The organism is Rhizobium sp. BK399 (assembly GCF_014194695.1).
Taxonomy (GTDB): domain Bacteria; phylum Pseudomonadota; class Alphaproteobacteria; order Rhizobiales; family Rhizobiaceae; genus Rhizobium.
On record NZ_JACIAH010000001.1, the window covers coordinates 1,234,009 to 1,248,286 of the forward strand.

Genomic DNA, 14,278 nt, shown 5'->3' on the forward strand with positions numbered 1-14,278 from the left:
CCGCTTACTATCTTTGGTTATGACGCCTATCGTTTGGCCAGCCTCGCGGCGGCGAGCGCCGCGACCATACCGAGCACCAGCAGCGCCAGCGTGAAGGAAACGACGGCATCCCAGCCATCGGCACCCCAGAAATAGCCACCGACCGAACCGGCAACGCTGGAACCGATGTAATATGACAGCAGATAGAGCGCGGAAGCGTGCCCCTTGGTGCCGCGGGCAAGGCGACCGACGAGCGCGCTTGCCACCGAATGGGCGACGAAGAAGCCCGATGTCAGCAGCACGATGCCAAGGACAATCAGCGGCAAGGAGGACGAGAGCGTCGCGGTCACACCCAATGCCGCGACCGCAATGCCGGCCGGCAGGACGATGAAGTGACCGATGCGATCACCGAGCATGCCGGCAACCCACGAGGCAGCAATGCCAAAGAGGTAAACCGTGAAGATCAGGCCAAGCTCGGTTTGATTGAGGTTGTATGGCGGCTGAACTAGGCGGAAGCCGATGTAGTTGTAAACCGTGACGAAGGTGCCCATGGCGAGAAAGCCGATGGCGAAGAGCAGCGGCAGGGCAGGATTGCTAAGATGTCCGGCCCAGGCCCTCACGTGAAATCGGGCGTCGAAACCCTTGCGCGGTGTAAAATTGCGCGATGCGGGGAGCAGCAGGAAGAAGCCGATTGCTGCGGCAAGGCCGAGCACGCCGAGCGCGCCCAATGCGACGCGCCAGGAGAAAAATTCAGCCAGCGTGCCCGTGACGACACGGCCTGCCATACCGCCGAAGGCATTCCCAGCGATATAGAGGCCCATCGAAGCGCCAAGTCCCCGCGGATCGATTTCCTCGGAGAGATAGGCCATCGCGACAGCCGGTACGCCTCCGAGCAACAGCCCTTCAAGCGCGCGGATAACAAGCAGCGCGTGCCAGCTTGGGACGAGGGCGCAGGCGATCGTGCAAAGCGCGGCCCCGAGCAGCGAAGCGAACATCAGGCTGCGGCGGCCAAAGCTTTCGGAGACGGCCGCGGCACAGAAGATGGCGAAGGCGAGAAAGCCGGTCGACAAAGACAATGATAGCGAGCTCGCCGCCGGGCTTACTCCGAAGTCCGCGGCAAAGATCGGCATCAGCGGCTGCACGCAATAGAGCAGCGAAAAGGTAGCAAAGCCGGAAAGGAAGAGCGCGAGGCTGGCGCGCCGATAGGACGAGGTGCCGCGCAGCAGGAACTGCCTGTCCTGCGGCCCCGCCGTCGTTCGCACGACGTGGAGATTTGGACGCGAGTGGATTTCGGAGGCGTCTAAGGGCTTATCTGCGGCGCGTTGCATCGGGGCACCAACCTTTCACGCCTTTTGACCTAGCCAGCAGCGCGCTATTTGTCCAATATATGAAAGTGCCATTGTTGATAGCTTTTGGAGATACCAATGGAGTTGCGCCATATCCGCTATTTCCTGGCAGTGGCCGAAGAGGGGAATTTCACCCGCGCCGCCGCGAAGCTCGGCATCGGCCAGCCGCCGCTCAGCCAGCAGATCCGCGACCTTGAACATGAGGTCGGCGCCGCGCTGTTTCATCGCGTCCCGCATGGCGCGGAACTGACGGAGGCGGGCAGCGCATTCCTGCCGGAAGGCCGGGCTGCCATTGCTGCGGCCGAAAAAGCGAAACTCGCCGCACAGCGCGCGACACGTGGCGAGACCGGGCGGCTGGCACTCGGCTTTACCGCATCCTCCGCCTTCAACACGGCGGTCAGCGGCACGATCCGCCGCTTTCGCAGCCAGTGGCCCGATGTCAGCCTTTCCTTGACCGAGATGAACAGCAATTGGTTGATGGAGAAATTGCTGCGGCAGGAAATCGACGTCGCCTTCATCAGACCCGGTCTGGAAGATCCGAAAGACGTCACGCTGAAGCGACTGGCGGACGAGCCGATGCTGATTGCTTTGCCGGCGCACCACCCGCTTGCAAAATACGGGAAGGTGCCACTCTCGGCGCTTGCTGGCGAACCTTTCATTCTGTTTCCACGCACGGTTGGTCTCAGTCTCTATGACGATATCGTGCGCGGATGCCGCGATGCCGGTTTCGAGCTCGTCGTGACACAGGAGGCGCCACAGATTCCGTCGGTCGTCAATCTTGTGGCCGCCGATCTCGGCGTGTCGATCGTTCCGGCTTCGATTGCCCATCTGGCTCTCGATGGCGTCGCCTACCGACCGATCGAGGGGCCACCGCTGGTGGCGCGTCTCGGACTTGCTATGTTGAAGGCACAGCGGTCGCGCGTCGCCGCAAACATGATGAGCCTCATCTGATCAGCCGGCGGGATCCCAATAGGGCGGATCTCCGAAGGTCCTGCGCAGATGGTCCGCGACGGCGCGCAACTTCGCGGACGGATTGCGGCCCTCCGGATGCGCCATATAGATGAACTCGGCTTCCGGCCTGTAGCCGACATCGATTTCCTGCAGCTGTCCCTTACTGATCGCAGGTCCAGCGATGAAGGCTGGCAGCAGCGCGATTCCGAGACCGGCGGCCGCGGCATCGCGGATCATGTCTCCGTTGTTCATGCCGACGGCCTGGCTTGCCCGCACGACGATCGCTCCATCCGGGGTCTGGAACCGCCAGTCGGCAACGCCCCGGTTGGTGTAGAAGATGCCTTTATGGTCATCAAGGTCGGCAAGGGTCTTCGGCATACCATGGCGGCCGAGATAATCCGGCGAGGCGACCAAAATCCGACGACTGCGGCTGAGCTTCCATACAACCAGCCGGGAGTCGACAATCGGGCCATGGCGGACCACGGCATCATACCCTTCCGAGGAGACATCGACGCGGCGGTCGTCGATGTCGAGCACAAGCTGGATCTCCGGGTGCTCGGCCAGAAACGGGTATAGCGCAGGGCCAAGATGCATGCGCCCGAAGGTGACGGGGGCGGCAATGCGCAGCGGTCCGGATAGTGTGCCACGGCGTACCGCCATCTCGGCGGTGGCTTCCTCTATTTCCTGAACGATCCGCGTCGCGCGCTCCAGAAAGGCCGTGCCGTCTTCCGTGAGGGTGAGTTTTCGCGTGGTGCGATGAAGGAGCACACCGCCAAGCGATTTTTCAAGCTCCGCCAGTCGCTCGCTGACGACAGACTTCGACAACCGCAGGCGCCGGGCGGCCTCGCTGACCGAGCCGGCTTCCACGATCGCCACGAAAGCCGTTATTCCCTCAACCCTGATCATCGTTCGGCAAATCCGAATTCGAGTTTCACCATTTGGAGACTAATCCGAACGAAAAGAAAATGCCATCTTCTGCTCATCGAAAGGGACGGCAATCGCCACCCACTACCCAACACTGGAGATGGAACAATGAACCGCTTGAATGGAAAAGTCGCCATCGTCACCGGCGCAAGCGCCGGCATCGGTCGCGCAACGGCCAAGCTCTTTGCTGCCGAGGGCGCAAAGGTCGTGGTCGGCGCCCGCCGCCAGGCAGAACTTGAAAGCCTGGTGGCAGAGATCAAGGCAGCCGGTGGAGACGCCGTTGCCGTTGCCGGCGACGTCCGCTCGGAAGACTATCACAAGGCGCTGGTCGCCACCGCAGTCGATCGCTACGGCAAGCTCGACATTGCTTTCAACAATGCCGGCATCCTTGGCGAAGCCGGTCCTAGCACTGGCGTTTCTGAAGCCGGTTTCACGGAGGCGCTGACGATCAACCTGACGGCCTCCTTCCTGGCTGCCAAGCATCAGATCGGCCAGATGGAAAAGAACGGCGGCGGCTCGGTCATCTTCACCTCGACTTTCGTCGGCTACAGCTTCGCCTTCCCGGGCGTTGCCGCTTATGCCGCCAGCAAGTCCGGCCTCATCGGCCTGACGCAGGCGCTCGCCGCCGAATTCGGCCCGAAGAATGTGCGTGTCAATGCGGTTCTGCCGGGTGCTGTCGACACCGACATGTATCGCGAGATGAACGACACCGAAGGCAAGCAGAGCTTCATCACCAACCTGCATGCGCTGAAGCGTGTCGCTGCGCCTGAGGAACTTGCCCGCTCCGTGCTCTACTTCGCATCCGACGACTCGAGCTTCGTCACCGGCACCGCCTCGCTGGTCGACGGTGGCGCCTCGATCACCCGCACCTGAGTTCGAAAGCTATCCGCTCTGACCGGAAAGATTGTGGAAAGAGCGGATATCGCGGCTAGCAATTGCAATCGCATCCTCCCAACATCAATGGATCATAAGGACCCACGACAATGGCACGCTTGCAGAACAAGACAGCTCTCATCACTGGCGGCACCAGCGGCATCGGCCTCGAAACCGCCCGTCAATTCATCGCCGAAGGCGCTCGCGTTGCCATCACCGGCAGTAGCGAAAAGAGCGTCGAGGCCGCCCGTGCCGAATTTGGCGACAAGGCGTTGGTCATCCAGGCGGATGCCGGCAACGCTGCCGGCCAGAAGACCGTCGCCGCCACCATCAAGGAAGTTTTCGGTCATCTCGACATCCTCTTCGTCAATGCCGGCGTGGCCGAGTTCGGCCCGCTCGAACAATGGAGCGAGGAAGCCTTCGACAAGTCGATCGCGATCAATGTCAAGGGTCCGTTCTTCCTGATCCAGGCACTCTTGCCGCTCTTTTCGAAGCAGGCCTCGATCGTTCTCAACACCTCGATCAACGCCCATATCGGCATGCCGAATTCCAGCGTCTACGCCCTGACCAAGGGCGCGCTGCTGACGCTGGCAAAGACGCTCTCCGGCGAATTGATCGGCCGCGGCATTCGCGTCAACGCGGTTAGCCCCGGTCCGATCGCGACACCGCTCTATGGCAAGTTCGGAATGTCGGAAGCCGACGCCAAGGCGATGGCATCGCAGATCCAGGCGCAAATTCCGGTCGGCCGGTTCGGCGACGCCGGCGAGGTTGCCAAGACGATCATCTTCCTCGCCTCCGATGAAGCTGCCTACATCGTCGGCAGCGAACTTGTCATCGATGGCGGGACGAGCAACCTCTGAGGACCGAGACCCCGAGAGAGGATGCGTGAGAAGGCCGTGGATTCTCTCCTCCACGGCCTTTCTGCTATCTGTCGATCGGGCTAGGCGCGAGTGTGTCCGCCTCCCCCGCGATGTCACATCGATCGCAACCTTCTGGACCTGACGTAGAGCCAATCCAAGCCGAGCATAACGATGAGCGACAGGCCGACCAGCGGGAAGAGCACCCCGCCGATGGCAAGGATCGCAATCAGGCCGCGAAACACGCGTTTGTCCGCCGGCATCGGCGGAACGCCGAGCGATCCGGCCGGGCGTCGCTTCCACCACATGATCGCAGCCGAAACCGCAAGCAGGATGATCGCCGCACAAGCGACGATAAGCACAAGCTGGTTCACAAGCCCGAATTGCTGACCGAGATGGGTGTTGATGCCCCACTCGAGCGACTTTCCGAGCGGACCGTAGTCGGCATAGCTCATGTCGATCAGTGGCGTTCCGGAATACTGGTCGAGATGTACGACCCGCTGCTTGGTAAGGTCATCGGGATAGACCGATCCGGTAAACACACCGTCCGACGTCGTCGGAATATTCACGGCGTAGCCACGATGCAGGCCAAGACGGTCGAAGGTGGCGACGGCGCCGTCGAGACTGATCGGCTGTGCATGATGCGCGTGCCCGGCAGACTGCGGGACCTGCGCCTGCTCCAGCGACCACGAGGTCTTGGCAATGTGATCGAGGTGCTCGTCGGACATCGGTACGGCGACGCGCACCCCTGCGGGATAGCCGAAGTTATTACCATTCGCCCACTCATTGACCTTGCCACCCCAGACCCCGGACCACGGCATGCCCGTGATGGCCAGGAAGACGATGAAGAAGCCGACGAATATGCCGCTCACGGCGTGCATGTCCCGCCAGAAGACCCGGCGCTTCGGCGTGCCGCGAACGGAAAGAACGCCCCCAGTCTGGCGTCGCGGCCACCAGAGGTAGATGCCCGTGGCAACCAGCAGGATTGACCAACCGGCCGCGATTTCGATCAGCATGCGTGCGTAGTTTCCGAAATATTTTAGGCTGTGAAGATAGCGGATCGTCCACATGACGGTGCCGCGATCCGGCAATGCGCCCAGCACCTTGGCGGTGTAGGGGTTGACGTAAACAGCAAGTTTACCTTCCGTCTCGGTACCGACGGTGATTTCGGCAGAAGCGTCGGGCGTGACCGGGTCGGTGAATTTGACTGCAGTTCCAGGGTGGACAGCAAGCGCGGCGGCCACCATAGCTGAAGGTGCCGCAGGGTTTACGCCCGGCTGCACTTCGACGCGCTTGAGATCGGAATGGATCGCCGCGTCTATCTCATCCTTGAAGAGATAGAGGCCGCCGGTGATTGCCAGCGTAATCATGAAAGGCAGGACGAGAAGGCCTGCGTAAAAATGCCAACGCCAGACGGCGCGGTAGAGGTCGGAGGCGGAGCGCACCGAAGCGCCAACGCTCTCGCGACCGATGGTAAGATCGGACATGGAGGACTCCCAACGTGAGAAAATCGGCCTCTGCAGCAACAGGCGTAGAGGCGGACGACGATGACGTCAGGCTGTGATGGGAGGTGCACGCGGTTCGGCGATCCGTCCGCGCAAAGGATATGAAACAACGGCATCCGCTCGGGCCGCTATGTCGATAGAGGCCTCGACCGCAACATAAAGAGGAGCTGTCTGCCCGCCGAGAATTGCCGGCATGGCAGTCGATGCGAGGCGGCAGAGCGTGCCGCACGGGCACTCCGGCATCTTCTTGGCCGGCAAATTACCGTGCCCGGCATCATCGACGGAACCGTGTCCGCTCGAAGAACAGATGATCGCGAAGGGATCGACGGCGGATGCCGCCATCGATCCCTGCGCGGTGCCGGTCAGCAGCCCCTGGATCAAAAGCAGGCAGGCGAACAGCAGCGCGACGGCGCTTACCGATACCCGATCCCGCAAGATTCTCCGCATGGTCCCCATGCTTCGCTCCATGCCACAGGACGTCCGCGTTGTCACTGCGACCGATGCGCTTCCAGTGCCGATTGCTTATTATTCCCCAAAGGCTTAGGGTTTGATGCAATCAGCTAATCGATGGAAAGAGCCATGGTTCTCAGCGGCAAACGCATCCTCCTCATCATTTCAGGCGGGATCGCGGCCTATAAAAGCCTGGACCTGATCCGACGGCTCAGGGAGCGGGGTGCTTCCGTGCGACCGCTGATGACCACAGGCGCGCAGGAATTCGTGACGCCGCTTGCCGTCGGCGCGCTTGCCGCCGACCATGTGTTCACCGATCTTTTTTCTCGGCAGGACGAGCAGGATGTCGGGCACATCCGGCTGGCGCGCGATTGCGACCTTGTCCTGATCGCGCCGGCGACGGCGGACCTGCTTGCCAAGATGGCGAACGGGCTTGCGGACGACCTTGCTTCTACGGTGTTGCTTGCGACCGACCGGCCGGTTCTCGTCGCACCCGCCATGAACCCGCATATGTGGGCGCATCCGGCGACGAAGCGCAACGTCGAGACGCTGCGCGGCGACCGCATCCGCTTCATCGGGCCGATGTCCGGCGAGATGGCGGAGAGCCGTGAGGCGGGCATCGGTCGCATGGCCGAACCGCTGGAGATCGTTGCTGCGGCAGAAGCTTTGCTCAGCGATGGGCCAAAACCGCTTGCCGGTCGCAGGGCCATCGTCACCTCCGGGCCAACGCATGAGCCGATTGACCCCGTGCGCTACATCGCCAATCGCTCCTCCGGCCGCCAGGGGCATGCAATTGCCGCGGCACTCGCCACGCTTGGCGCAGATGTGACCCTCGTTTCCGGACCGGTTTCCATTCCCGATCCTTTTGGCGTCAAGGTTGTCCATGTGGAGCGCGCCGATCAGATGCGGGATGCCGTGCTCGCAGCGCTGCCCGCCGATGTCGCCGTGATGGTCGCGGCCGTCGCCGACTGGCGCGTGGCCTCAGCCGCCGACCAGAAGATCAAGAAGCATCCGGGCGAATCCATTCCGACGCTCGCGCTAACGGAAAATCCGGACATCCTGAAAACAGTCGGCCATCACACGATGCGGCCGAAGCTGGTGATCGGCTTCGCCGCAGAAACCCAGGACGTCGAAAACAACGCCAGGGCAAAGCTTGATCGCAAGGGCGCCGATATCATCGTCGCCAACGATGTTTCGCCGGCAACGGGCATCATGGGCGGTGTGCGCAACCGCGTAAAGATCGTCGCCCACAGCGGCATCGAGCAGTGGCCGGACCTTGCAAAGGAAGAGGTTGCCACCAGGCTGGCGGCAATGATTGCCGAACGGCTCAAGCCGTGATGGCGACCGGAGCGGCTCTCACCACAGCCTGCACCGGACGAAACGGTACGATGTCGAGACCACCGTCGCCGAGCGTGACGACGCTGCCGTCCGGGATCTCTGCCCAGGCATCGACGTCATCGTTGAGCGGCTCGGACACTAGGCAATAGCCCTTGCCGAGCGGTGAGGCGTAAAGCGTCGGCGCCTTGCGATCGGTCGCATAGCGGATCGCATAGAGCGACTTGCCATCGGAGAAGGCCGCCGTATAGCGCAGCAGCACAGATCCCAGCAGCTTGTCGGCGAGGCTTTCGACGAAGCGGATCATCTCCGCCATCGCAGCCACCGGCGTCTGTTGTAGACCGAACTGCAGGGCAAGCAGGAACATCAGCTCTGAATCGGTCGTCCCGCCGCGGGCATTGAAGAGTTCGTCGTCCAGCATGCCTTCCATGGGTCGGCGCAGCCGCTCGAAGCCGGAGATCTGGCCGTTGTGCATGAACGACCAGTTGCCGTAGGTGAAAGGGTGACAGTTGTCGCGACGGGTACCGCCGCCGGTCGCCGCCCGCACGTGCGCCAGGAACAACGGCGAACGGATCTGCCGCGCAAGGCTCTTGAGATTGCAGTCGGACCAGGCCGGCAAGGTGTCGCGATAGCGACCCGGCTCCGGTCGGTCGCCATACCAGGCAATGCCGAAGCCGTCGCCATTGGTGGGCGTCTTGGCCCGGGTGGCGCAATGCGATTGCTCGATCAGCGAGTGCGCGGGCGATGACACCAGTTCCTCCAGATAGAGGGGTTCTCCGCGATAGGCTGCCCAGCGACACATGCTCTTTCCACTCCGGAACCCGCTCCGTCGGAAGCGGGAGAAATGCTGAAACGCGACAATGATTGTCGAATCCGATGGTTAATAAGACCTGAACGGCTTCGTGGCTTGCAAGCGGAAGATGACAAATTTCTGACGGTTGACGCGTTCACATTGCGCAATGGCGCATCTTCTTTTGTGAACAGTGCGTTCCTGCCTCCGGCGGTTTCGCTCGGGCCGGCCCGATGGCTATATTTCGGGCTAAGTTGAACCTTGGAGAGGATGCCATGTCGATCCGTCCCGTAAAGCATATGAGCACTGCAACGCCGACAATGGAAGGCGCCGGCGTGAAGCTGCATCGCGTCTTCGGCTTCGGAGATCCGTCGATGACAGATCCGTTCCTGATGATGGACGATTTCCGCAACGACAATCCGGCCGAATATATCCGCGGCTTCCCATGGCATCCGCACCGCGGCATCGAGACGATCACCTATGTTCTCGCCGGCACGGTCGAGCATGGCGACAGCCTCGGCAATCGCGGCCTGCTCGGCGCCGGCGACATCCAGTGGATGACGGCGGGCAGCGGCATCATGCATCAGGAAATGCCGAAGGGCGATTTTGCCGGACGCATGCACGGCTTCCAGCTCTGGGCCAATCTCCCCTCGTCGCTGAAGATGACGGCGCCACGCTACCAGGACGTCAAGTCCGCCGACATTCCTGTCGTGGTCGATGACGATGGCACGGCTGTGCGCGTCATCTGCGGCGACTTCTGGGGCAAGGCAGGCCCAGTCGACGGCGTGGCAGCCGAGCCGATCTACCTCGATGTCTCGGTACCGCCAGGCAAGAAGAAGCGCTTGCCGGTCGATACCTATCGCAATGCCTTTGCCTATATCTTCGCTGGCTCCGGCACGTTCCGCGACGCGTCGAAACCCTTCGGCGTCCGCGTCGAGAAAGAGGTCAACGGCGAAGAGCTGAACATCCGCGACATGTCGGGCAACCGAACGCTGGTCGTCTTCGACAGCGGTGACGAAGTGACAGTGCAGGCCGGCGACGAAGGTATCCGCTTCCTGCTTGTCTCGGGCAAGCCGATCGAGGAACCGGTCGCCTGGCACGGGCCGATCGTCATGAATTCCCGCGAAGAGATCATGCAGGCGATGCGCGAACTGCAGAATGGCACGTTCATCAAGGCCGCACATTGAGCCGGCTCAATCCACAGGCTTTCCCACTAAAGTCTACAATGGAACAGAAGCAAGCACTCCGTTGTAATCATTACAGGATCACCGATGACAGCGAAATGAAATCGTGGGATTGGCAAGTTGTCGCGCCGTCCTCGTCAGGAATTCTTCTTGCATCGCCGGCGAATCATCCTACCTTCTTCTTATCGACAACAGAACGAAAGGAAGGTGATCCAATGTCTAATGAGATTTCAGACCTCGTAAAAGGCATGGAAGTGGTGATGAAAGCGAGGCAGCCCTCGCTCTAAGCCCACCTTCCTAGGGCCGCTTTGACGGTCCGGCCATTTACAGGCCAGAACTCATGGAAAGGGTCGCTCGCGCGGCCCTTTTCCAATTTTCGCGATGGCATTGACGAACATCATGATCTCGGAGTATTCGTAAAGTCATCTGATGACTTTACGAATACGAACGATGGAACCACTCGCAAAAACCAAGCTAGCAGATACCGCCATTGAGGCGATCCGTGCGGAGATCCTCGGAAAAAGGTGGGCGGTTGGCGATAAATTGCCGAACGAGGCGACGCTTTCGTCCATGCTCTCCGTCAGCCGCGGAACTGTCCGCGAGGCGGTCAGGGTGCTGGTGTCGCAAGGCCTGCTGGAGACCCGGCAGGGCTCGGGAACCTACGTGCTCTCGACCACGGATACCCGGCTGCCGCTCACCATGGCCCGTCGCGCCAGTCTGCGCGATCTGTTCGAGGCCCGGTGCGCGCTCGACGTCGAGGCGGCACGGCTCGCGGCCCTACGGCAGACGCCTGCGATCATCGCGGAGCTTCGGGCACTTCTTGAAAAGCGCGGCAATTTCGAAGGCGGCGACAAAAGCGCCTTCGTCGAACGCGATCTTGCCTTTCACAAGGCGGTCATCGCCGCGTCTGCCAACCGTGCGATGATTGAAATCTATGAGTTTTTCTCCGCCTCGATCACCGAGACGATCAAGGCGACGTTGGATGATGAAATTCCGGAGCCCGATATGCGGGCGCATGCGGACATCATCGACGCAATCGCCAGCGGCAATCCGCAGCAGGCCGACGCCGCCGTACGCCGCTTCATGGCCCCGATCATCAGTGCTCTCGACCGGATGCTCCATTCATGACAACGCCCCTCCAGGATTCCGCTCACGTCTACGACCTGGCGGACGAACAGCTCATCGACGCCGAGGCCGACAGCGTCCCGCAACCGAAGCCGCCGGTCGGCAGCAGCGCCGCGGCGCGCTTTCTGCTTGGGGCAAGCCTCGTTCTGATTGCGTTCAATCTGCGTCCGGTGTTCTCCAGCGCCTCGGCGCTGTTGCCCGAAATCAAATCTGAACTCGGCCTCTCCGCGCTGGGCGCCAGCCTGCTGACCACTTTGCCCGTTGTTTGCCTCGGTGCCTTTTCACCGCTGGCGCCGCGGCTTGCCCAGCGGATCGGCACGGAACGCACGCTTCTCGGCGTGCTCGTCCTGCTGGCGCTCGGGACAGCCTTGCGTGGCCTTTCCTCGATTCCGCTGCTCTTCGTCGGCACTGCCCTCGCCGGCGGCTGCATCGCTGTCGGGAACGTGCTGCTGCCGGGCTTGGTCAAGCGCGACTTTGCCGATCGCGCCGCATTGATGACCGGCTTCTACACGATGGCGCTGTGCGCCGGCGCCGCGAGCGCGGCGGGCTTCACCTTGCCGCTCGAACACATTCTCGGTGATTCCCTTTCCGCGGCGCTCGCCGCGTGGGGGATACCCGCGCTGGTCGTCGCGATTATCTGGCTGCCGCAGGTGCTGTCCACGAAGAACCAGGTCAAGCGCACCGGCTTTTCGGTGCAAGGGCTCTGGCGCGATCGCCTGGCCTGGCAGGTCACACTCTTCATGGGGCTGCAATCAGCACTGGCCTATTGCGTGTTCGGCTGGCTCGTTCCGATCCTGCGCGAACGCGGCATTGACGGCATCACTGCGGGGGCGATCGTTTCCGTGTCGGTGATGGTTCAGGCCGCGGCATGCCTTGTCGCCCCGCAGATCGCGGTCAGGGGCAAGGATCAGCGGGTGATCAACGCGTCGCTCTGCGCCGTCGCCGTCGTCGCCCTGTTCGGCCTGCTATTTGCGCCGCTGTCCACGGTCTGGGTCTGGGCCGTGCTGCAGGGTATCGGCCAAGGCGGACTGATTGCGGTTGCCATGACGACGATCGTCTTGAGGTCTCGCGATCCGCATGTCGCGGCCCACCTTTCCGGCATGGCCCAATGTGTCGGCTACCTGCTTGCGGCGATCGGTCCGCTCGTCGTTGGGCTGATCCGCAGCTGGACCGGCAGCTTTGGCTGGTCGGCGGTGCTCTTCGTGGCGCTGGGCACCGGTGCCGCCATCAATGGCTGGAACGCCGGCCGTGCACAATTCGTCAATGCGCGGACGATCGAGAAGGCGGACTGACGTCCGCCTCACCATCTGTTGATTTCTCCCCTCACCGGGCGATGCTAGGCTGACCTCTTCCATGCCGCTTCCGCCGGAGGAGAAGTCTTGCGTTTCCTGTCCGCCATTCTGCTCGCAACCGCCCTGCTTGCCCCGATCACTCCCGCCGTATCGCAGGAGGGCGGAGGCGATGCTTCTACACAGCGGGCATCTGACGATAGTGTACTGAGCCTGTTGCCAATCGACTCGGCGACCGAGCGCACAATGACCATCGGTGGCCGACAGCTCGACTATGTCGCAACGGCCGGGACGCTGGATCTCTTCGCGCAAGACGGCTCCAAGACCGGCGCCATCTTCTATACGGCCTATGTCGCCAAGAATGGAGCGCCCGACCGACCGCTGACCTTTGCCTTCAATGGCGGCCCGGGTGCTGCCTCGGCATTTCTCCAACTCGGCCTTGTGGGGCCGCGTATCCTCGATTTCGGCCCGAAGGGCGACGATGGGGCCGACGCGAAATTGGTCGACAATCCGCTGAGCTGGCTCGACTTCACCGACCTTGTCCTGATCGATCCGATCGGAACCGGCTGGAGCCGGACCGCCAAGGCTGACGACGCGTCCAAATATTACAACGTCAACTCCGACGCGGAGAGCATTGCAAAGGCGATCGCTCTCTACGTCGCTCACAACAATCGCTCCGGTTCGCCGAAGTTTCTTCTCGGCGAAAGTTACGGCGGCTTCCGCGCCGCCAAAGTCGCCGGAGCACTGAAGGATAGCCAAGGCATCATCGTCTCCGGCGCGATCCTGCTTTCGCCCCTGCTCGAAGGGCAACTGATGTTCAATGCAGATCAGTTTGCACTCGGCGCCGCGCTTGAGTTTCCATCGCTCGCTGCAGCGAACATGGAGAGGCGCAACGCCTTCGATGAAGTACGGCAAAGCGAGGCGGAGAAGTTTGCACTCGGCGACTATCTGACGACACTTGCCGGCCCGGCGCCGACAGGCGATTCCGCCAAAGCCTTCTATGGGAAGATTGCCGGCATGACCGGTATTCCCGAGGATGTCGTAACGAAGAACCGTGGCTTCCTCGGAAATGCCTACGCCAAGCAGTCAAGTGGCCAGGACGGCAAGGTCGTCAGCCCTTACGACGCGGCGTTCTCGACGCCCGATCCTTACCCGGAGTCGGACTCTGACCGCGGCGACGACGCAATTCTCGACGGCTTCACCCGCGCCTATGGCGGCGCCTTTGCCGACTATGCGCGCAACGAACTCGGTTTCAAGACCGAGATGACCTATTCGCTGCTGGACGGCGACATCAGCCGCAGATGGGAATGGGGCGGACGCGGCGGCGGTTCAAGGCTGCAGGCGAGCGTGACCGACGACATCCGCCAGCTGCTCGCCTCCAATCCGAAATTCCGCCTGCTGATCGCCCATGGCTCCAGCGATCTGGTGACGCCCTACGGCGTCAGCCGCTATGTCGTTGACCACCTGCCGCCTTCGCTTGCCGGCGAGCGGGTGGCGCTGAAGGTCTATCGAGGCGGCCACATGTTTTATACGCGGGCAGATCAGCGAGAAGCCTTCACGGCCGACGCCAAGGCTTTTTTTGCCGAGCATTCCGGCACGATCCCGGCTGAATGAAACGGCCGAGCGCAGGACGCCGGTAGAAATCCGAGATTTCCTCGCAACATTCAACC

Annotated in this window: 13 protein-coding genes; 8 read left to right on the plus strand and 5 right to left on the minus strand. The window is 62.0% G+C overall.

What is annotated here, in order from left to right:
- Positions 1–26: 26 nt before the first annotated feature.
- On the minus strand, positions 27–1,307 hold the full coding sequence (locus tag FHT97_RS06130; protein ID WP_183860588.1) for an MFS transporter: 1,281 nt from the start codon (positions 1,305–1,307) through the stop codon (positions 27–29).
- Positions 1,308–1,403: 96 nt separating this feature from the next.
- Between FHT97_RS06130 and FHT97_RS06135 the strand changes: the two genes are divergently transcribed.
- Complete coding sequence (locus FHT97_RS06135; protein ID WP_183860590.1) at positions 1,404–2,276, plus strand: LysR family transcriptional regulator; 873 nt, start codon at positions 1,404–1,406, stop codon at positions 2,274–2,276.
- Here FHT97_RS06135 and FHT97_RS06140 read toward each other — a convergent pair whose 3' ends face one another.
- On the minus strand, positions 2,277–3,182 hold the full coding sequence (locus FHT97_RS06140; RefSeq protein WP_112657784.1) for a LysR family transcriptional regulator: 906 nt from the start codon (positions 3,180–3,182) through the stop codon (positions 2,277–2,279). It abuts the gene before it with no gap.
- A gap of 126 nt (positions 3,183–3,308) precedes the next feature.
- Between FHT97_RS06140 and FHT97_RS06145 the strand changes: the two genes are divergently transcribed.
- The gene (locus FHT97_RS06145; protein ID WP_016552461.1) at positions 3,309–4,073 is read left to right on the plus strand and encodes an SDR family oxidoreductase; all 765 of its coding nucleotides are present in this window, start codon (positions 3,309–3,311) and stop codon (positions 4,071–4,073) included.
- Positions 4,074–4,183: 110 nt separating this feature from the next.
- Positions 4,184–4,933, plus strand: coding sequence for an SDR family oxidoreductase (locus FHT97_RS06150; RefSeq protein ID WP_183860592.1), 750 nt, complete (start codon positions 4,184–4,186; stop codon positions 4,931–4,933).
- Between the two features lie 113 nt (positions 4,934–5,046).
- Here the strand turns inward: FHT97_RS06150 and FHT97_RS06155 are convergent, their stop codons facing one another.
- Together FHT97_RS06155 and FHT97_RS06160 are read right to left on the minus strand one after the other, a co-directional pair.
- On the minus strand, positions 5,047–6,417 hold the full coding sequence (locus tag FHT97_RS06155; protein ID WP_183860594.1) for a PepSY domain-containing protein: 1,371 nt from the start codon (positions 6,415–6,417) through the stop codon (positions 5,047–5,049).
- Positions 6,418–6,483: 66 nt separating this feature from the next.
- Positions 6,484–6,882: a DUF2946 family protein gene (locus tag FHT97_RS06160; RefSeq protein WP_246712557.1), complete on the minus strand. Its 399-nt coding sequence runs from the start codon at positions 6,880–6,882 to the stop codon at positions 6,484–6,486.
- 132 nt (positions 6,883–7,014) lie between these two features.
- Between FHT97_RS06160 and coaBC the strand changes: the two genes are divergently transcribed.
- Positions 7,015–8,223, plus strand: coding sequence for a bifunctional phosphopantothenoylcysteine decarboxylase/phosphopantothenate--cysteine ligase CoaBC (gene coaBC, locus FHT97_RS06165; RefSeq protein WP_183860597.1), 1,209 nt, complete (start codon positions 7,015–7,017; stop codon positions 8,221–8,223).
- Here the strand turns inward: coaBC and FHT97_RS06170 are convergent.
- Positions 8,213–9,022, minus strand: a complete 810-nt coding sequence (locus FHT97_RS06170; protein ID WP_183860599.1) for a class II glutamine amidotransferase — start codon at positions 9,020–9,022, stop codon at positions 8,213–8,215. The two genes, coaBC and FHT97_RS06170, sit on opposite strands and share 11 nt — an antisense overlap.
- 263 nt (positions 9,023–9,285) lie before the next feature.
- Between FHT97_RS06170 and FHT97_RS06175 the strand changes: the two genes are divergently transcribed.
- The 4 genes from FHT97_RS06175 to FHT97_RS06190 all read left to right on the plus strand — a co-directional run bounded on the left by FHT97_RS06175 (position 9,286) and on the right by FHT97_RS06190 (position 14,222).
- Positions 9,286–10,197, plus strand: a complete 912-nt coding sequence (locus tag FHT97_RS06175; protein ID WP_016552455.1) for a pirin family protein — start codon at positions 9,286–9,288, stop codon at positions 10,195–10,197.
- A 447-nt stretch (positions 10,198–10,644) separates the two neighbouring features.
- A complete protein-coding gene (locus FHT97_RS06180) occupies positions 10,645–11,322 on the plus strand; it encodes a FadR/GntR family transcriptional regulator (protein WP_183860601.1) in 678 nt (225 codons plus the stop codon).
- Positions 11,319–12,611: an MFS transporter gene (locus tag FHT97_RS06185; RefSeq protein ID WP_183860603.1), complete on the plus strand. Its 1,293-nt coding sequence runs from the start codon at positions 11,319–11,321 to the stop codon at positions 12,609–12,611. Before FHT97_RS06180 ends, FHT97_RS06185 begins: the two co-directional genes overlap by 4 nt.
- An 87-nt stretch (positions 12,612–12,698) precedes the next feature.
- A complete protein-coding gene (locus tag FHT97_RS06190; protein WP_183860605.1) occupies positions 12,699–14,222 on the plus strand; it encodes a carboxypeptidase in 1,524 nt (507 codons plus the stop codon).
- The last annotated feature ends 56 nt before the right edge of the window (positions 14,223–14,278 follow it).